Source organism: Streptomyces roseoverticillatus (assembly GCF_000719265.1).
GTDB lineage: Bacteria > Actinomycetota > Actinomycetes > Streptomycetales > Streptomycetaceae > Streptomyces > Streptomyces roseoverticillatus.
The window spans coordinates 343,850-360,939 of record NZ_JOFL01000001.1; the positions used below are offsets into that span (position 1 = coordinate 343,850).

16 protein-coding genes are annotated in these 17,090 nt (G+C 72.8%); 6 read left to right on the forward strand and 10 right to left on the reverse strand.

Annotation, left to right across the window (positions count from 1 at the left end; genetic code table 11):
• Nucleotides 1-12: 12 nt before the first annotated feature.
• The 6 genes from IF61_RS36165 to IF61_RS0101575 form a co-directional block, all read right to left on the reverse strand.
• Nucleotides 13-1,533: an FAD/NAD(P)-binding protein gene (locus tag IF61_RS36165; RefSeq protein WP_169748792.1), complete on the reverse strand. Its 1,521-nt coding sequence runs from the start codon at nucleotides 1,531-1,533 to the stop codon at nucleotides 13-15.
• A gap of 379 nt (nucleotides 1,534-1,912) precedes the next feature.
• Nucleotides 1,913-2,542, reverse strand: coding sequence for a hypothetical protein (locus tag IF61_RS0101555; RefSeq protein WP_030364326.1), 630 nt, complete (start codon nucleotides 2,540-2,542; stop codon nucleotides 1,913-1,915).
• A gap of 146 nt (nucleotides 2,543-2,688) precedes the next feature.
• Nucleotides 2,689-4,686, reverse strand: a complete 1,998-nt coding sequence (locus IF61_RS0101560; protein ID WP_245684358.1) for an RICIN domain-containing protein — start codon at nucleotides 4,684-4,686, stop codon at nucleotides 2,689-2,691.
• Nucleotides 4,687-4,834: 148 nt separating this feature from the next.
• Entirely contained in the window at nucleotides 4,835-6,475 is a 1,641-nt protein-coding gene (locus tag IF61_RS0101565; protein ID WP_030364328.1) for a sigma-70 family RNA polymerase sigma factor, read from the reverse strand.
• A 247-nt stretch (nucleotides 6,476-6,722) separates the two neighbouring features.
• A complete protein-coding gene (locus tag IF61_RS0101570; protein ID WP_030364329.1) occupies nucleotides 6,723-7,121 on the reverse strand; it encodes a VOC family protein in 399 nt (132 codons plus the stop codon).
• Nucleotides 7,122-7,136: 15 nt separating this feature from the next.
• Nucleotides 7,137-8,363 (reverse strand): acyl-CoA dehydrogenase family protein, encoded by a 1,227-nt coding sequence (locus IF61_RS0101575; RefSeq protein ID WP_030364330.1) that lies wholly within the window; start codon nucleotides 8,361-8,363, stop codon nucleotides 7,137-7,139.
• Between the two features lie 158 nt (nucleotides 8,364-8,521).
• On the opposite strand from IF61_RS0101575, the gene IF61_RS0101580 reads away from it, so the two are divergent.
• Nucleotides 8,522-9,166, forward strand: a complete 645-nt coding sequence (locus IF61_RS0101580) for a TetR/AcrR family transcriptional regulator (RefSeq protein ID WP_030364331.1) — start codon at nucleotides 8,522-8,524, stop codon at nucleotides 9,164-9,166.
• A gap of 39 nt (nucleotides 9,167-9,205) precedes the next feature.
• Here the strand turns inward: IF61_RS0101580 and def are convergent, their stop codons facing one another.
• Complete coding sequence (def, locus tag IF61_RS0101585; RefSeq protein ID WP_030364332.1) at nucleotides 9,206-9,781, reverse strand: peptide deformylase; 576 nt, start codon at nucleotides 9,779-9,781, stop codon at nucleotides 9,206-9,208.
• A gap of 177 nt (nucleotides 9,782-9,958) precedes the next feature.
• On the opposite strand from def, the gene IF61_RS0101590 reads away from it, so the two are divergent.
• The 5 genes from IF61_RS0101590 (at nucleotide 9,959) to IF61_RS36170 (ending at nucleotide 14,458) form a co-directional block, all read left to right on the forward strand.
• A complete protein-coding gene (locus tag IF61_RS0101590) occupies nucleotides 9,959-11,197 on the forward strand; it encodes a MurT ligase domain-containing protein (protein ID WP_030364333.1) in 1,239 nt (412 codons plus the stop codon).
• Between the two features lie 29 nt (nucleotides 11,198-11,226).
• Nucleotides 11,227-11,955 carry a type 1 glutamine amidotransferase gene (locus IF61_RS0101595; protein WP_030364334.1) on the forward strand — a complete coding sequence of 243 codons (729 nt, stop codon included), beginning with the start codon at nucleotides 11,227-11,229 and terminating at the stop codon, nucleotides 11,953-11,955.
• A gap of 120 nt (nucleotides 11,956-12,075) precedes the next feature.
• Nucleotides 12,076-13,101, forward strand: coding sequence for a 6-phosphofructokinase (locus tag IF61_RS0101600; protein WP_030364335.1), 1,026 nt, complete (start codon nucleotides 12,076-12,078; stop codon nucleotides 13,099-13,101).
• Nucleotides 13,102-13,214: 113 nt separating this feature from the next.
• A complete protein-coding gene (locus IF61_RS0101605; protein ID WP_030364336.1) occupies nucleotides 13,215-14,168 on the forward strand; it encodes a cytochrome c oxidase assembly protein in 954 nt (317 codons plus the stop codon).
• 131 nt (nucleotides 14,169-14,299) lie between these two features.
• Nucleotides 14,300-14,458: a hypothetical protein gene (locus tag IF61_RS36170; protein ID WP_030364337.1), complete on the forward strand. Its 159-nt coding sequence runs from the start codon at nucleotides 14,300-14,302 to the stop codon at nucleotides 14,456-14,458.
• 45 nt (nucleotides 14,459-14,503) lie between these two features.
• On the opposite strand, the gene IF61_RS0101615 is transcribed toward IF61_RS36170, so the two are convergent.
• The 3 genes from IF61_RS0101615 to IF61_RS0101625 all read right to left on the reverse strand — a co-directional run bounded on the left by IF61_RS0101615 (nucleotide 14,504) and on the right by IF61_RS0101625 (nucleotide 17,028).
• The gene (locus IF61_RS0101615) at nucleotides 14,504-14,920 is read right to left on the reverse strand and encodes an SSI family serine proteinase inhibitor (protein ID WP_030364338.1); all 417 of its coding nucleotides are present in this window, start codon (nucleotides 14,918-14,920) and stop codon (nucleotides 14,504-14,506) included.
• Nucleotides 14,921-15,049: 129 nt separating this feature from the next.
• Nucleotides 15,050-15,250 (reverse strand): hypothetical protein, encoded by a 201-nt coding sequence (locus IF61_RS0101620; RefSeq protein WP_078659919.1) that lies wholly within the window; start codon nucleotides 15,248-15,250, stop codon nucleotides 15,050-15,052.
• A gap of 176 nt (nucleotides 15,251-15,426) precedes the next feature.
• Nucleotides 15,427-17,028 carry an alpha/beta hydrolase gene (locus tag IF61_RS0101625; protein ID WP_030364340.1) on the reverse strand — a complete coding sequence of 534 codons (1,602 nt, stop codon included), beginning with the start codon at nucleotides 17,026-17,028 and terminating at the stop codon, nucleotides 15,427-15,429.
• Between the last annotated feature and the right edge of the window lie 62 nt (nucleotides 17,029-17,090).

The following is a 17,090-nucleotide window of genomic DNA, read 5'->3' on the forward strand; positions in this document are numbered from 1 at the left end:
GGCTGTCCGGTACTAGCCGAGATCGCGCAGCACGGACCGCGCCGTGGCCGTGGAGTTCGTGCGCAGGGTCTCCACCGAATTGGTATAGAAGTGCACGCCCCGGGTGAGCGGACCGACGAAGTACACCGGCGCGCTCGCGGTGCCGTCAAGGCCGATCAACCGGCCGGTCTCGAAGTCCACATCGACCCCGCCGTGCCGGTGCGGGCGCAGCCGGCCGGCCTGCCGCAGGTTGCCGATCAGCGGGTCGTCCAGCTCGGTGATGTCCGGTGACGCCCCGGTGGCGTTGACGACGTAGTCCGCGCCGAACTCCCGTTTCCGGCCGTCCTCGACGCAGGTGAGGGTGTGCCGCCCGCCGTGCGCGACGGCCGCCCGGAGGCCGGTGTGCGCATGCAGCTGTCCCGCGCGCACCAGCCGCCAGAGCTTCTCGGCGTTGGGGAGCGGCATGCTGTGCCGGTACATCGCCCACAGCGAGGCGTGCTTCGCCAGGAAGACCTCCTTGGCGGCGTCGTCCATGCGGTGCCACAGACGGGGGGCCAGGTGTCCGGTGGCGTCCAGCGCCGCGTACCAGCGGTTGCGCCCCTCGGCGGCGTCCCGGATGTCCTCGGGCAGGGTTTCGGCCACCGGGCGGCGCGCCGAGCGCAGGGCCGCCTCCCAGTCCAGGGGGGCTCCGGTGGCCAGCTCGATCTCCTGCCGGAAGAGGCCGGCGATCTCGGCCAGGGTGGCCTGCCGTGCCCCGCCGGCGGTCAGTTCCTCGACGCGCTCCTCGGTGACGTACTGCGACTTCCAGGGTGTGGGCGCCCCCTGCACCTTGGGCAGCGACCGCAGGCGGGAGAAGCAGTGGATTTCCCCCTGGTGACCGAGGGCGTCGAGCAGGACGACCACGTCGACGGCGGTCAGGCTGGAGCCGATGACGGCCACCGAGGCGGTCGAGGGGATCCCGGCGATGTCGTCGTACTGCCAGGCGGAGGGGAGGTACGCCGGAGAACCGGCCAGCTCCGGCAGCCCCTTCCCCGGCAGGTCCCCGGAGCACAGCACTGCGGCGTCGCAGGAATATACGACGTCCCCGCACTGGACGAGCGCCTTTCCGGCACCGGGCAGACAGTCCGTGACGCGGGCCGTCACGAACTCCACCTCGACGCCGTGCCGGTGGGCGTCCTCAACGGCGGCACGCAACTGCTCGCGAAGGTAACCGCCGTATTGCGCGCGGGGTATATACGCATCTCCGGAGGTCGGTCGACTCCCTTGCGGAATACGCGAGTCGATCCAGTCGAGGAAGTGGTCCGGACGGTCGCTGTACATGCTCATGGTGGCTGCACGCATGTTGAGAATATGACATTCGTGCGGCGTGCCGTAAGCGGGACCGGTCGCCGGCTCGCCGGTGTGGTCGAAGAGTTGGATGCGTAACTTGTAGTCGCGACTTAAAACAGCTGCCTGGGCGATGAGTTGGGTCGTCGTGAGAATGCCGCTGGCCCCTGCGCCCACGACAGCGACAACTCTTTCCGAGTGCGGACCTCGGCCCTTGATCGCGTTCACTCGGCGAGCGTAACAACGTAGATCTTTTGCGCCCAATACTGAAATCAAGCCACCTAGCAACGGCTCACAGGAGTCGTTGCAGGGTGCACGGAGTTGTCGGAAAGGGGACCAAATCCCCCGTCAATGACCATCGAAATCGGCCGCGTTGCCATGGTCGGCCGGCTCCGGGAGTGGCCGGAGAGGTACGCCCCGGCATCGCCGTGATCCGAGGCTCGCGGAAAAGAGACGCCTTGCAGTCGCTCAAGGATTGGCAAAAGACCGGCACCGCAACCGGCACCTCCACTCCGGCCGGCCCACCCCGGCCTCCGGACGGGAGTGATGCCCCTGCCCCGGCCCAGGAGGCTCAGCGGTACCCGGCCCGCTCGCTGTCGGCCGCGCCTCACGCGGATGCCGCGCGGCCATTCCTCGACCGCCAGGCGCGGTACAGGAGCACGCCACCCACGGCCGCGATCACGACGGCCGCCGCACCGGCGCCGACGGCGAGGCCTGTACGGGATGAGGACGCCGCTTCCCGCGGGGCGGCGCTGTGGCCGGACGGCGCGGACTTGGCCGCCGGGGGCGCCGTGGCGGCCGGAACGGGGCCGCTCCCGGCTTCGCCACGGGCCCCTTCGCCCTTGGCTGCTTCGCCCTGGGCCGCCACGTCAACCGTGCCCTCGCCGTGGCCGAGGTCCGGGAAGCCGCTGTGGACGACGACCTTCCAGCTGCCCGGCGGCAGGGCTTCGCGGGTGGTGTAGGCCGCCTTCTCGCCCCCGGCGGCCACGAGCTGCCACGGCCCGAGGGTGCGCCCGTCCCGGCCGGTGGCCGTCAGGGTGCCGGCCACCGGCTCGTCCACGGGGTCGCCGTCGTTGTCCCAGGCCGCCACGGCCCGTACGTGACCGTCCGACTGCGCGCCGCCGACGGTGAAGTGGATGGTGTCGCCGTGCGCGGCGGCCGGCGCGGGCGTGCCCAGGACCAGCAGGGCGGCGGCACAGCCGAGCGCGGGGGCCAGGGTGACGGGGCGGGGCTTCATCGCGGCGTTCCTCCGGGGAAGGTGTGGGCTTGGGTGGGTGAGCAGGGCAGGGAGGGCCGGCGACCGCCGGTGGGGGGATGGGGAACAGCGGTCGCCGGCCCGGATCAGGGGACGGCCGTCGAGGGACGGCCGTCAGGAGTCAGCCGTCAGGAGGCGGCCTTCGCCAGGGTCCAGTTCTGGTAGCCCTGGCCGTTCTTCGGCTGGAGTTCGAGCAGCCAGCCGCCGTAGTACCAGCGCTTGCTGATGCCCAGCACCAGGGAGGAGCCCTCGGGCTGCAGGACGTACGCCCCGCCGCCGGCGCCGTTCAGCCGCCACTTCTGCGCGGCCGTGTCGCGGCACGGCCGCTGGGCGACGTACTGGCCGGACACGGCCTGTCCGCCGCTGCCCAGTTCGAGGCACTTGCCGCTCTGGGCCGACTTCAGGCGCAGCGCGCCGCCGCCGGCGTTCTCGAAGACCCACTGCTGGTTGGCGTAGCCGTGCCGCTGGTAGGCGATGGCGACGGTGCCGTCCGCGGCGGAGCCGCCCCACAGGTCGACGGCCTGGCCGGTGAGGCCGTTGACCATCAGGTACGGGGTGCCCGGGCGGACCGGGGAGCCGCCGTCCGCGGGGAGGGTACGGAAGGCCGCGGCGCGGCCGGGCGCGGAGGTCTTGCCGTCGGTTCCGCGCGCGGCGACGGCGACCTTGTAGGCGGTGCCGGGGGTGAGGTTGGTGAGGCGGACGACGGTGTCCTTGACGTCGGCCGTCTTCTTCCCGTCGACCAGCAGGTCGTAGCCGGTGGCCGAGGGGACCTTCGTCCAGCTGACCACGGCGGAGTTCGGGGTGATCTGGCTGACCTGGGCGTCGGGGCCGGCGGACGGCTGCCGCGTCGGGCCGGGGCCGGGCGTCCGGGTCGGCGTGGGGCCGGGGTCGGGGTTGGTGGTGCCGCCATCGGCCATCAGGAAGCGGTTGTTCGCGATGTTCCAGTGGGTGGCCAGGTAGCTGCCCGGCTTGGGGTTGGTGTGGAAGTAGTCGTCGTGGCCGCAGTCCAGGCGGTTGTCGTTCGCCCGGTCGGGGCAGATGGTCTGCATCTTCGGGTAGTACGGGGCGTCCGAGTAGCACATGATGTCCCACTCGTCGACGCAGTGCGCGGCCTTGCTGGTGTGCGGGGCGCTGTTGTTGACCGCGCCGAGGTTGTGGCCGAGTTCGTGGGCGGGCGTGCTGCCGCCCCAGCAGCCGGAGTCCGTGCGCCCGTAGGAGGGCCCGAAGTTGCTGAGGTTGTCCTGGCCGGGGCGCTCGTCGCCGTTGAAGGTTCCGATGCCGCAGTAGACCTGGGCGTCCGCGAAGACCATGTACTTGCGGTCGCGGCGGTTGAAGCCCTTGGCGGCCAGGGCGTTGTTCATCGCCCCGAACTCCTGCAGGTCGCCCGCGGAGACCTCGACGTCCAGGACGGAGACGGTGCAGTCGGCCTCGGTGACGTAGCGGACGTGGCGCTCGCCGCCGGTCTCCTTGGCGCTGGCGTTGTAGATGACGTCGGTCTCGGCCGCCCACTGCTTGAAGGAGGCCGCGTACTGGCCGAACCGGTCGCGGCCGGGGGCGTGCACGTACAGCACCTGGACGCGGTTGCCGGTGGTGCCGTCGCCCTCGCAGACGACCTTGGAGCCGGAGCCGTCCTGCGGGCCGGCCGGCGAGCCGGTGCCGGGGCCCGGTGCGGCGGCGGCCGCGGCCACGCCGCCCTTACGGGCGTCGATCACGGCCGGTGCGCCGCGCAGGGCCTCGGTGGCCGAGGGAGCCTGCTCGCCGTCGCCGGTCAGGGACGAGGGCCCGGCGGTGCCCTTGGCCGCGGGCGGGGTGTCCTTGGTGATGTCGATGCCCTTGGGCGGGGCGTCCGGGCCGTGGGTGCACAGGCCGGCCCGGGAGACGCTGTAGACGCCGACGCAGCGGTCGCCCTTGGGGGCGGGCTTGAGGCCCTCGTAGACGAGGCCGCGGCGCTTGTCGGCCTTGGGGGCCGAGGTGAGCGGGGCGGGCGGCTTCTTGTGGACGGGCTCGGAGGCGGGGGCGCTCACCGCCCCGGGCTGCGGGCCGCCGCCCGGGCTCGCGGATCCGGCGCTGATGACGCCGAAGGTGATGCCGGCGGCCGCGGCGGCCGCGGCCGCCGTGAGTATCACGCGGCGGCCGGTTCTGCTGCGGCGGTGGCTGTGTTTGCGTGGCAAGGGAGTTCCCTTCGGTGGGGGGCTTGCGGGACGGCCGGGCGCGGCGCGGGGCCCGCCCGGCGGGGAAAGAGGCTCGGAGTGCCGTGGCCGGGCGCGGCCCGGCTCAGCGCGCGGCGAAGACCTGCAGCCAGCGCGGTCCGTCGTAGGTGAAGGTGACGCCGACGCCGATCTCGGTGTAGGCGCAGTTGAGGACGGTCCTGCGCTGCCCGGGGTCGTTCATCCACGCGGTGACGACGGCGGAGGCGCTGCCCTGGCCGGTGGAGGCGTTCACCCCGTACGTGCTCCAGTGGTGGCCGGGCGCGGCCATGCCGCGGGCGAACGCGGACCACTGGTTCAGCGGGGTGTGCGGCGCCGTGTCGTCGGTGCGGCGCTGGGCGAAGGCGACCAGTTCGGCGCTGCGGCGGACGGGTCCGCAACCGGCCTTGGCGCGCTCGGTGTTGACGATGCGGACGACCTCTTGCGCGAGGTCCGTCCCCGGAACGGGCGGCGGGGTGCGCCGGGGCGACGCCTCCGCGGCGGGCTTCCTGCCCGGTCCGGGCGGCGCGCCGGTCCGGCCGGGTGCCTTGTCCGTGGCCGGAGTGACGGACGGGGTGACGGCCGGGGCCGGCGGTGCGGGAGCGGCGGATTCGCGTACGGGGGGCCGCCCGTTGTTCTCGGAGCGGGCTACGGGCGTGGCGTCGGTGCGCTCGGGCGCGGTCGGCGTGGGGCCGCCGGCGGTGACCGGGACGACCTCGACGGGGCCGCCCGGAGCCTGCGGAGCCGCGCTCTTGGGGGCGGCGCTGAAGAGCTGCGGGCCGCCGCCCAGGGCGCCCGCCACGACGACGGCGATGACACCGGCGACGACGGCCCGGCGGGCCAGGCGCGCGCCGTCGCCGGACCAAGAGGGGGCGGCCGGGGCGGTCTCCGCGGGGCCCGCCGCGGCGCAGGCCGTCATGGCGTCGCCCATCGCGCTCCCGGTCAGCCGGCCCAGCAGGGCGGCCCCGAGGGGGACCAGCCCGAGGCCGGCGAGCAGCCCTTCCGCGGGCACCAGCGCGGACCAGTGCCCGCCGCAGTCGGAACAGCCGCGCGCGTGCCGGGCGATGCGCTTGCGCCACAGCGGGCCCGGCGCTCCGTCCCAGCCCCCGAGGACGGCGGTGAGCTCGGGGCAGCGCGGGGTCGTGGCGAGGGCGCGGACGACGACGCGGGCGGTCTCCAGCTGCGTCTTGGTGCGCTGGACGCGGACGGCGGTGTACTGCGGCGAGCGGCCCAGGGCCGCGGCGACCTCGGCGCGGTTCAGCTCGCCCGCGGCCTCCAGCCACCACAGCGACATGACGACCTGGTCGTCGCCGTCGAGCCAGCGCGTGGCCTCGGCGGCCTGCCTGCGCTGGCCCTGCAGGCCGAGGCGGAGGATCGACCAGTCGACGAAGTCGGGCTCGGGGGCGGCGGCCTCGGCCACCTCCTGCGGGCCGCCCGCGGGGGCGTCCTTGCGGTCCCCCCGCTCCTTGCGCCAGTGGCTGCGGATCTGGTTCATCGTGATCGCGACGAGCCACGACCGGAACCCTTCGGGGTCCCGCAGCCCGCCCAGGCCGCCGACCATCCGGATCATGGTCTCCTGCACGACGTCGTCGACGTCCGCGTGGCCGTTCAGGGCCCGGCCGACGATGTTGTAGACCAGGGGCAGGCATGCGGCGACCAGCTCGCCCTGTGCCGCGCGGTCCCCGTCGCGTGCCGCTTCGACCACACCGGCCGTGCTGTCCAAGTTCACGTTCCGCCCACCTCTTTCCGCTCCACCGCATCGGCGGTCTTACGCATGGGAGACCAGGGGGCGCGTAGCGGATAACAGAAAAATCTGCGGTTCGGCGGAATCTTTTTTGCCGGGGTGGGTATGACGGGTGCTCACACCCGGGCGAGGGCCCGGTTCTCGGCCCCGTTCCGGGCCGTACGACGCCGGCAGCAGGCGACGGTCACGGCCGTCGGAAGCACCGCCGGAAGTTCCCGTCAGGAGCCACCGGTCAGGGGGCGTCCCCCGCCGTGACGGCGACGAGTTCGACCTCGAAGCCGTCCTCGTTCTCCAGGTACGCGGCGTAGTGGCCGGGCCCGCCGGCGAAGGGGTGCCGGTCGGGGAACATCAGCCGCCAGCCGTGCCCGGGAGCCTCCTCCACGAGCGCGTCGACGGCCGCCCGGCTCTCCACGCGGAAGGCGACGTGGTTCATGCCCGGCCCGCGCCGCTCGTGGGTGCCGCCCGTGAGCGCGGGCGACTGCTCGACGACGAGATAGAAAGCGCCCAGCCGCCAGCTGCGACCGTGCTCCCAGTGCTGGTAGGGCGTGCAGCCCAGGGCGCCGAGCAGCCAGCCGAAGCTCTTCTCGGCCCGCTGCAGGTCGGGCACCCACAGCTCCAGATGGTGCAGCACGCCCACGCCCCCGGTTCAGCGGATCGGTACGTCCGAGATCGTACGGGCGATCACCAGCCGCTGGATCTCGCTCGTGCCCTCAAAAATGGTGTAAATGGCCGCATCCCTATGCATGCGCTCCACCGGGTAATCGCGCGTATAGCCGTTCCCGCCGAGGATCTGCATCGCCTGGGCCGTGACGGCCTTCGCCGTCTCGCCCGCGAAGAGTTTGGACATCGAGCCCTCCGCCGAGGTGAAGGGCTTGCCCGCGGTGGCCATCCAGGACGCGCGCCACACCAGCAGCCGCGCGGCGTCGATACGGGTGCGCATGTCGGCGAGCTGGAAGGCGACGCCCTGGTTGTCGATGACGGGCCGGCCGAACTGGACGCGCGTCTGGGCGTAGTCGAGCGCCACCTCGTACGCGGCGCGGGCGATGCCGACGGCCTGGGCGCCGACCGTGGGGCGGGAGGCCTCGAAGGTGGCCATGGCGGCGTTGTGCGTACGGGCACCGCCGGCGCGCACGCGCTCGCGGGCGCGGGCCAGGCGCTCGTCCAGCTTGTCCTTGCCGCCGAGGAGGCAGTGGCCGGGGAGGCGCACGCCGTCGAGGACGACCTCGGCGGTGTGCGAGGCGCGGATGCCGTGCTTCTTGAACTTCTGGCCCTGGGAGAGCCCCGGCGTACCCGGCGGAACGATGAAGGAGGCGTGGCCGCGCGCGCCCAGCTCGGGGTCCACGACCGCGACGACGACGTGGACGTTCGCGATGCCGCCGTTCGTCGCCCAGGTCTTCGTCCCGTTGAGCACCCATTCGTCCTTGGCCTCGTCGTAGACGGCGCGGGTGCGCATGGCGGAGACGTCGGAGCCCGCGTCGGGCTCGGAGGAGCAGAAGGCGGCGATCTTCACGTCGTCGGCGTCGCCGTACATCTGCGGGAGCCAGGTGCCGATCTGCTCCTCGGTGCCGTTGGTGAGGACGCCGATGGCGGCGAGGCCGGTGCCGGTGATGGCGAGGCCGAGGCCGGCATCGCCCCAGAAGAGCTCCTCCATGGCCATGGGGATGCCGAGGCCGGTGGGGTCGAAGAACTGCTGGGCGTAGAAGTCGAGGGAGTAGAGGCCGATGCGGGCCGCTTCCTGGACGACCGGCCAGGGGAACTCCTCGCGCTCGTCCCACTCGGCGGCGGCCGGGCGCATCACCTCGGCGGCAAAGCCGTGGATCCAGTCGCGCACACCCCGCTGGTCCTCGTTGAGCTCCATCGTGAACTCGGCCACGCGGCCCTCCCACCCCTCGGCACGGCATTACTCGCGGTAACGCGAGTATGTTACCGACCGGTAGTAGTGTCAACCGTCCCGCCTCCCGGATTCGCTGGGTGGAGCGGGTGTTACGTTGCGCAGGCATCAGGATTCACAGGGGCGGGGAGGCAGGTCATATGGAAACCAGTCAGCGGGAGGACCAGCAGCACGCGGCGGAGCGCCGCCGCCAGGAGCTGCTCGAGGCCGCGGACCGGGTGGTGCTGCGGGAGGGGCCGGGGGCCTCGATGAACGCAATCGCCGCCGAGGCGGGCATCACCAAGCCGATCCTCTACCGGCACTTCGGCGACAAGGGCGGCCTCTACCGCGCCCTGGCCGCCCGGCACACCGACGCGCTGCTCGTGGGGCTGCGGGCCGCGCTCGACGCCCCGGCCGAGCGCCGCGACCGCGTCGAGCGGACGCTCGACAGCTACCTCGCGGCCATAGAGGCCCGGCCGCAGGTCTACCGCTTCTTGATGCACCCCGCCGACGAGGGCCAGCCCTCCGAGGGCGGCTTCGACGTGGGGCGGCACTCGGCACCCCTGCTGCGGCGGATGGGCGAGGAGCTCGCCCAGGTCATATCCGAGCGCGTCGACCTCGGCCCGGGCAGCGACGAGCTGGCGCGCACCTGGGGCCACGGCATCGTGGGCATGATGCACGCGGCCGGCGACTGGTGGCTGCGCGAGCGCCCCTTCCCGCGCGAGCACCTCGTGCGGCACCTCGCGGACCTGCTGTGGGGCCGGCTCGCCTACTCGGGCGACCTGCCGGGCGGGCCCGGCTTCTGAAGAGCTGAAAAGCGCGCCGCGGCCGGCCGCCCGTACGTCCTACGCCGTACGGGCCGGCTCCGGCCGCGCCTCCGTGCGCCCGGCCCACGGCGCACGGCGTACGGCCCGCAGCGCCCGGCGGCGGCGCAGCCCCGTCACGTGGTCCAGGTAGAGCCCGCCGTCGAGGTGGTCGCACTCGTGCTGCAGGCACCGGGCGAAGAACCCGGTGCCGGCCACGCGCACCCGCGAGCCGTCCAGGGTGAAGCCCTCGACGACGGCGTGGTCGAAGCGCGGCGTGCCCGCCTCGATGCCGGGGACGGACAGGCAGCCCTCCGGCCCGCGGACGGTGATCCCGTCGGCCTCGACGAGCCGGGGGTTGACCAGATGCCCCAGGTGGCGGCGGTCCTCGTCGTCCGGGCAGTCGTAGACGAAGACGCGCAGCGGGACGCCGATCTGGTTGGCGGCGAGGCCCACGCCGTTCGCCGCGTACATGGTCGCGAACATGTCCTCGACGAGCCGCGCGAGGCCGTCGTCGAAGTCCGTGACGTCCTCACAGGGGGTGCCGAGCCCCGGGTCGCCGAGCAGCCGCATGGGCCGCACACGTCCGGAACTGCCGGGGATCGAGCCGTTTCGCATGCGCCAACCCTACGGTCAACCTCGCGCTACGTGGACGGCCGGTTCGGGCCTGCGGCCGGATCTCGATAGGCTGATCCCCGACCGGGCCTCCTGGCTGGCGATTCGGCACGGAGGGGGCGTTCCACCACCGGCGGACCAGGGACGGGCACGGCGCCGGAACAAGGAGGATCTAGGACGATGGCAGGCAACTCGGGGCCACTGTCGCCGCGGGCCAAGCTGGCCGTGACGGCGGGCAAGGCGGCTGCGGCGGTGTCGCGGGCCGCGGGCCGCGGCAGCGGATCGGTGATCGGCGGCAAGGTCGCGCTCAAGCTCGACCCCGACCTGCTGGCCCGGCTGGCGACCCACCTGGACGTGGTCCTGGTGTCGGCCACCAACGGCAAGACGACCACGACCCGGCTGATCGCCGAGGCGCTGCGCGCCAGCGGCCCGGTCGTGTCGAACGCGCTGGGCGCGAACATGCCCGCGGGCATCACCTCGGCGCTGGCGGGCGGCTCGGACGCGCGCTACGGCGTGATCGAGGTGGACGAGAAGTACCTGGCGGGTGTCGCCCGGGACGTCTCCCCCAAGGCCATAGCGCTGCTGAACCTCTCGCGCGACCAGCTCGACCGGGCCGCGGAGACGCGCATGCTCGCCGAGAAGTGGCGTGAGGGCCTGGCCGGCACCAAGGCAGTGATCATCGCGAACGCGGACGACCCGCTGATCGTGTGGGCCGCCTCCTCCTCGCCGAACGTGGTGTGGGTGGCGGCCGGCCAGGAGTGGAAGGACGACGCCTGGTCGTGCCCGTCGTGCGGCGGCGTGATGCAGCGCCCCGGCGACGACTGGTTCTGCGGCGAGTGCGGCTTCCGCCGGCCGACCCCGAGCTGGGCGCTGTCGGGCGACTACGTCCTCGACCCGCACGGTTCGGCCTGGCCGATCCACCTGCAGCTGCCGGGCCGGGCCAACAAGGCGAACGCCACCACCTCCGCGGCCGTCGCGGCCACCTTCGGCGTCCCGCCGCAGGTCGCGCTGGAGCGGATGTACCAGGTGCAGGCGGTGGCGGGCCGGTTCGACGTGGTGCAGTTCCTCGGCCGCGACATCCGGCTGCTGCTGGCCAAGAACCCGGCCGGCTGGCTGGAGACGTTCTCGCTGATCGACGGGCCGCCGGCGCCGGTGATCCTCGCGGTCAACGCCCGCGGCGCCGACGGCACCGACACCTCGTGGCTGTGGGACGTGGACTACCCGCGCCTCGCCGGCCACCCGATCTTCGTCATCGGCGACCGCAAGCTGGACCTGGCCGTCCGGCTCGAGGTCGCGGGCCTGGACTTCCGGGTCTGCGAGACCGTCGACGAGGCCGTGCAGCAGTGCCCGCCCGGCAAGATCGAGCTGATCGCCAACTACACGGCGTTCCAGGACGTCCGCCGCCGCGTCGGCAACTGACCCCCGCAACACTTGACAGGATTGTGAGCATGAGCCAGAACAGTCTGCGTGTGGTGTGGGTCTACCCCGACCTGCTCAGCACCTACGGCGACCAGGGCAACGTCCTGGTCCTGGAGCGGCGGGCGCGCCAGCGCCGGCTGGATGTCCAGCGCGTCGACATCCGGTCCGACCAGCCCATCCCGACCTCCGGGGACATCTATCTGATCGGCGGCGGTGAGGACCGCCCGCAGCGGCTCGCGGCCGAGCGGCTGCGCCGCGACGGCGGCCTGAACCGGGCCGTCGCCAACGGCGCGATCGTCTTCTCGGTCTGCGCCGGCTACCAGATCCTGGGCCACGAGTTCGTCAACGACCTGGGCCAGCGCGAGCAGGGCCTCGGCCTGCTCGACGTCATCAGCACCCGCGGCGAGGGCGAGCGCTGCGTCGGCGACGTCCTCGCGGACATCGACGAGCCGCTGGGCCTGCCGCCGCTGACGGGCTTCGAGAACCACCAGGGCGTCACCCACCTCGGCCCGACGGCCCGCCCGTTCGCCCGCGTGCGCTACGGCAACGGCAACGGCTCGGGCGACGGCTTCGAGGGTGCGTACAACGACACCGTCTTCGGTACGTACATGCACGGCCCGGTGATGGCCCGCAACCCGCACATCTCGGACATGCTGATCAAGCTGGCGCTGGACGTCAACGCCCTGCCGCCGGTCGACGACCGCTGGTACGAGGCGCTGCGCGCCGAGCGGATCGCCGCGGCGACCCAGTCGGCGTAGCCCTGCCGACCGCATGACGGACGGTCGCGTCCCCCGCCACCCATCGCGGTTAGGGTGGCGGGGACGCAACCGGACGACGGGGTCCGGTCCCCCGCCCTGTTGCGAAGGTTTCTCCCTGTCATGCGCATTGGTGTACTCACCTCCGGTGGCGACTGCCCCGGTCTGAACGCCGTCATCAGGTCCGTCGTGCACCGCGCGGTCGTCGACCACGGCGACGAGGTCATCGGCTTCCACGACGGCTGGAAGGGCCTCCTCGAAGGCGACCACCGCAGGCTCGACCTGGACGCCGTGGCCGGCATCCTGGCCACCGGCGGCACGATCCTCGGCTCCTCCCGCGTCCAGCCCGCACAGCTGCGGGACGGCGTCGAGCGGGCCAAGGGCCACGTGGCCGACCTCGGCCTGGACGCCGTCATCCCGATCGGCGGCGAGGGCACGCTCAAGGCCGCCCGGCTGCTGTCGGACGCCGGCCTGCCGATCGTCGGCGTGCCGAAGACCATCGACAACGACATCGCCTCGACGGACGTCACGTTCGGCTTCGACACCGCCGTCGGCGTGGCCACCGAGGCCCTGGACCGGCTCAAGACCACCGCCGAGTCCCACCAGCGCGTGCTCATCGTCGAGGTGATGGGCCGGCACACCGGCTGGATCGCCCTGCACTCGGGCATGGCCGCCGGCGCCCACGCCATCGTCGTGCCCGAGCGGCCCTTCGGCATCGACGAGCTGACCGAGGTCGTGGGCCGGCGCTTCGAGGCCGGCAAGCGCTTCGCGATCGTCGTCGTCGCCGAGGGCGCCAAGCCGCGCGAGGGCTCCATGGCCTTCGAGACCGGCGCCACGGACGTCTACGGGCACGAGCGGTTCGCCGGGGTGGCCCGGCAGCTCGCCGGGGAGCTGGAGCGGCGCCTGGGCAAGGAGGCCCGCCCGGTGATCCTCGGCCACGTGCAGCGCGGCGGCACCCCGACCGCGTACGACCGCGTCCTCGCGACCCGGTTCGGCTGGCACGCCGTGGAGGCGGCGCACCGCGGGGCGTTCGGGATGATGACGGCCCTGCGCGGCACGGACATCACGCTGGTGCCCCTCGCGAAGGCCGTCGAGCGGCTCAAGACCGTGCCGCAGGAGCGGTACACCGAGGTCGAGTGCGTGCTCTGACCCGCCCTGACCCGCTCTGACCCGGTCCCGGGCGGGGCGCCCCCGGCCGCGGACGCGGCCCGGGGCGCCTCTACTCTGGTTCCGGCGCATCGGTGCGAAATGGGAGAGAGCGGATGGATCACAGCGGGCACGGCATGATGCACATGGACATGCCGCCGTTCACGCTGGAGCGGGGTCTGCAGTTCAGTGGCGACCCGTTCTTCATGACCGGCTGTCTGCTGGCGCTGGCCCTCTACGGCTGGGCGGTGGTCCGGCTGCGGCGCCGCGGCGACGCCTGGCCGGTGGGCCGGACCGTCGCGTTCGCCCTCGGTGTGCTGACCGTGTGGCTGGTGATGTGCACCAAGCTCAACGACTACGGCATGGTCATGTTCAGCGTGCACATGGTGCAGCACATGGTCATCAGCATGCTCTCGCCGATCCTGGTCCTGCTCGGCGCGCCGGTGACGCTGACGCTGCGGGCGCTGCCGGCGGCCGGGCGCGGCCGCAGGGGTCCGCGCGAGTGGCTGGTCTCGCTGCTCCACAGCCGCTACATGCGGGTCATCACGCACCCGGTGTTCACGATCCCGCTGTTCATCGCGAGCCTGTACGCGCTGTACTTCACGCCGCTCTTCGACTTCCTGATGGAGTCCAGGACGGGCCACATCGCGATGATGGTCCACTTCCTCGCCGTGGGCCTGGTGTTCTTCTGGCCGATCATGGGCGTGGACCCGGGCCCGCACCGGCCGGGCTACGTGATGCGGATGCTGGAGCTGTTCGCGGGCATGCCCTTCCACGCGTTCTTCGGCATCGCGCTGATGATGGCGTCCGAGCCGATGATCGGCACGTACATGCACCCGCCGGCCTCGCTGGGCATCGACGCGCTGGAGGACCAGCAGGCGGGCGGTGGCATCGCCTGGGCGTTCAGCGAGATCCCGTCGGTCGTGGTGCTGCTCGCGCTGGCCTACCAGTGGTACCGCTCCGAGCAGCGGCAGGCCCGGCGCTCCGACCGCGCCGCGGACCGCAACGGCGACAAGGAGCTGGAGGCGTACAACGCCTACCTCGCCTCGCTGCGCTCGCAGGAGAGCTGAGGGGCGGGCGCACGAGGGAGGCGGGGCGCACGGGATCTGGCGGCAGGGGCCGCGGCCGGGAGACGATGGACTCCAGGCCGCGGCCCCTCGCGCGTCGGCGCGCTCACGGGCCGCCGTGAGGAGGTGCGGGAATGCCCGGATCGGCGAAGGCGATGGCGGGGCTGACGGTGGGGGGCCTCGTCGTGGTGACCGCGTATTCGGTGACGATCGGCAGCGACGGCTGGCTGTGGTTCGCATGGGTGATGCTGTCGTTGCTGACGATAGGGACGCTCGTCGCCCGGGGGACGTGAGCGGAGGGCCCGTAAGGCCCGGCGGCGGGCCCAGTCAGAAGGGCCTCAGAAGCGGAAGACGGGCCCGGTCGCCGCGTCGAGCGCGCAGGCATTGGGGAAGGTCCTGTGCCAGACGACGGGGCGGCCGTTCCACTCGCCTTCGGCGGTCGCGGTCACGGGGTCGTACTGGCGGGTGCACCGGTGCTCCGCGCCGGGCACCCGGCCGGGGTCGCCCTTCGCCTTGTTCAGCGTCGTGCACGCCTCGGCGGCGTGCGGGTGGTGGCCGTCGGCGTCCGGGCAGCTCAGCTGCACCCCGCGGATCCAGGTGTTCTGCGCGCCGGAGACGGTGAGGAAGAACCGCCCGTCGGTGCCGCCGGCGCCCGGCCGGCCCGGCTTGCCGTCCGCCGCGGCCCGCGGTGCGGCGAGGAGGAGCAGCGCGGCGGCGGCCGCCGAGGCGGCCACGGCGGTACGGGGTAGGGACATCGGTGCCTCCTGGAGCGGGGTGCCCGGGTCAAGGCCATCGCGCGCGGACCGGGCCCGGCAAGCCGCCGCGCCGCACCGTCCCCCGGGCGGCAGCGGCCGGCCACCCGGCCGGCCGCGGGAGGAGTCACCCTACTGCGCTCCGGCGCACGAGGAGGACGACACGGCCGCCGCCGCACCGTCCCGCACCGCCACCAGCCACTCCGCCCGCAACCGCTCGTAGGCCCTGCGCTCCTCGCCGTTGAGCATCCGGCCGCGGCGCTCGGCCAGGAACGCACGGATCGCGTCGTTGATCTCCTCGGGCGACTGGGTGAGGTCCGGGTTGACGGGCATGTGCACAGGCTACGAGGGACGGGCGGCCAAAACACCGAGAACCGTCGAGCTTTGCAGAATGCTCATCAAATGGTCATCCAGCCAAAAACCCTCCCGATGGCGCCCGAAGCGCGGCGACAACGCAGGTGGCGCCCCGGTCCGGGAGGACCGGGGCGCCACGGTGCGGTGCGGTGGGACTACTTCGCCGCGGCGGCCTTCGGGGGCTCGGGGGTGGCGTGCGGGGCGCACGTCACGTCCTGGGCGTCGAGCTTGCCGTCGACGAGGTAGGCGTCGAGCCGGGCGTTGACGCAGGGGTTGGCCTCGCCCGTGACACCGTGCGAGCCGGCGTCCTTCTCCGTGATCAGACGGGAGCTCTTGAAGCGCTTGTGCAGCTCCACGGCGCCCTCGTACGGGGTCGCGGCGTCACGCTCGCTCTGGATGATCAGGGTCTGCGGGAGACCCTTGTGGGTCGTGACCTCGATGGGGTTCCCCTGGGGGGCCTTCCACGTGGCGCACGGCAGGTTCATCCACGCGTTGGCCCAGGTCATGAAGGGCGCCTTGCGGTGGATGCGGGTGTTGTCGCGGTCCCACTTGGCCCAGCTGGTGGGCCACTTGGCGTCCGCGCACTCGACCGCGGTGTAGACGGCGTTGCTGTTCTCCGAGGCGATGTTGCCCGCGGTGTTGGACAGGTCGGGGCCGGCGGCCTCGACGAGCGCCTTCTCGTCACCGGCGACGTACTTGCTCCAGGTCTCGGCGACCGGGACCCACGAGGTGTCGTAGTACGCCGCGCCCTGGAAGAAGTTGATCAGCTCGGCCGGGCCGACGACCCCGCCTATGGGCTTCTTCTTGGCCTCGGCCCGCAGCTTCTCCCAGCCCTGCTGGACCTGGGCCTGCGTGGTGCCGAGGTGGAAGGCGTCGTCGTGCTTGGCGACCCACGTCTCCCAGTCCTTGAAGCGGGACTCGAAGGCGACGTCCTGCTCCAGGTTGGCCTGGTACCAGATGTTGTCCCGGTCCGGGTTGACGACGCTGTCGACGACCAGGCGGCGGACGTGGCCCGGGAAGAGGGTGCCGTAGACGGCGCCGAGGTAGGTGCCGTAGGAGACGCCCAGGTAGTTGAGCTTCTTCTCGCCGAGGGCGGCCCGGACGACGTCGACGTCGCGCGCGGTGTTCGCCGTGGTGAGGTACGGCAGCAGCTTGCCACTGCGCTCGGCGCAGCCGTCGGCGTACTCGCGGGCCAGCTTGCGCTGGGCGCGCTTGTCGGCCTCGCTGTCGGGCACCGGGTCGGCCTTCGGGGCCGCGACGAACTTCTGCGGGTCGATGCAGGAGATCGGGGCGGAGTGGCCGACGCCGCGCGGGTCGAAGCCCACGAAGTCGTACGCCTTCGCCGTCTTGGCCCACAGCGGGGCCTTGGTGGTGATCCGGCGCGGGAACTTCATGCCGGAGCCGCCGGGGCCGCCGGGGTTGTAGAGGAGGGCCCCCTGACGCTCGCTCGCGGTACCGGTCGAGCGTGCCCGGTCCACTGCGATCTTGATGGTGGGCCCGTCGGGCTTGGCGTAGTCGACGGGAACCGTGACGTAGCCGCACTGGATGGGCTTCTCGAGGCCCCAGGCGGCAGGACAGTCCTGCCACTTGACGCCCGCCTTGGCCGCGCGATCGGCGGCCACCTTCGCGCCGCGGGCCTCGGCGGCCCCGCCCGGCACGGGCTCGCTCGCGCCGGCGGCCGGGGCGGTCAGGAACCCGGCCACCAGCGCGCCGGTCACCAGGGTGCCGGCCGCGCCGAGTATTGACGTGTGTCTCACGTAGGAATCCCCCTGCAAGGTACGCCGCTTGAGGCGGCGGAGATCGCAATGCTGCAAGGGGA

Coding starts and splice junctions, on each gene's coding strand:
- def (WP_030364332.1), bottom strand. CDS start 9,781: ATGCGAAACGGCTCGATCCCCGGCAGTTCCGGACGTGTGCGGCCCATG.
- IF61_RS0101590 (WP_030364333.1), top strand. CDS start 9,959: ATGGCAGGCAACTCGGGGCCACTGTCGCCGCGGGCCAAGCTGGCCGTG.
- IF61_RS0101580 (WP_030364331.1), top strand. CDS start 8,522: ATGGAAACCAGTCAGCGGGAGGACCAGCAGCACGCGGCGGAGCGCCGC.
- IF61_RS0101620 (WP_078659919.1), bottom strand. CDS start 15,250: ATGCCCGTCAACCCGGACCTCACCCAGTCGCCCGAGGAGATCAACGAC.
- IF61_RS0101605 (WP_030364336.1), top strand. CDS start 13,215: ATGGATCACAGCGGGCACGGCATGATGCACATGGACATGCCGCCGTTC.
- IF61_RS0101615 (WP_030364338.1), bottom strand. CDS start 14,920: ATGTCCCTACCCCGTACCGCCGTGGCCGCCTCGGCGGCCGCCGCCGCG.
- IF61_RS0101600 (WP_030364335.1), top strand. CDS start 12,076: ATGCGCATTGGTGTACTCACCTCCGGTGGCGACTGCCCCGGTCTGAAC.
- IF61_RS0101555 (WP_030364326.1), bottom strand. CDS start 2,542: ATGAAGCCCCGCCCCGTCACCCTGGCCCCCGCGCTCGGCTGTGCCGCC.
- IF61_RS0101595 (WP_030364334.1), top strand. CDS start 11,227: ATGAGCCAGAACAGTCTGCGTGTGGTGTGGGTCTACCCCGACCTGCTC.
- IF61_RS36170 (WP_030364337.1), top strand. CDS start 14,300: ATGCCCGGATCGGCGAAGGCGATGGCGGGGCTGACGGTGGGGGGCCTC.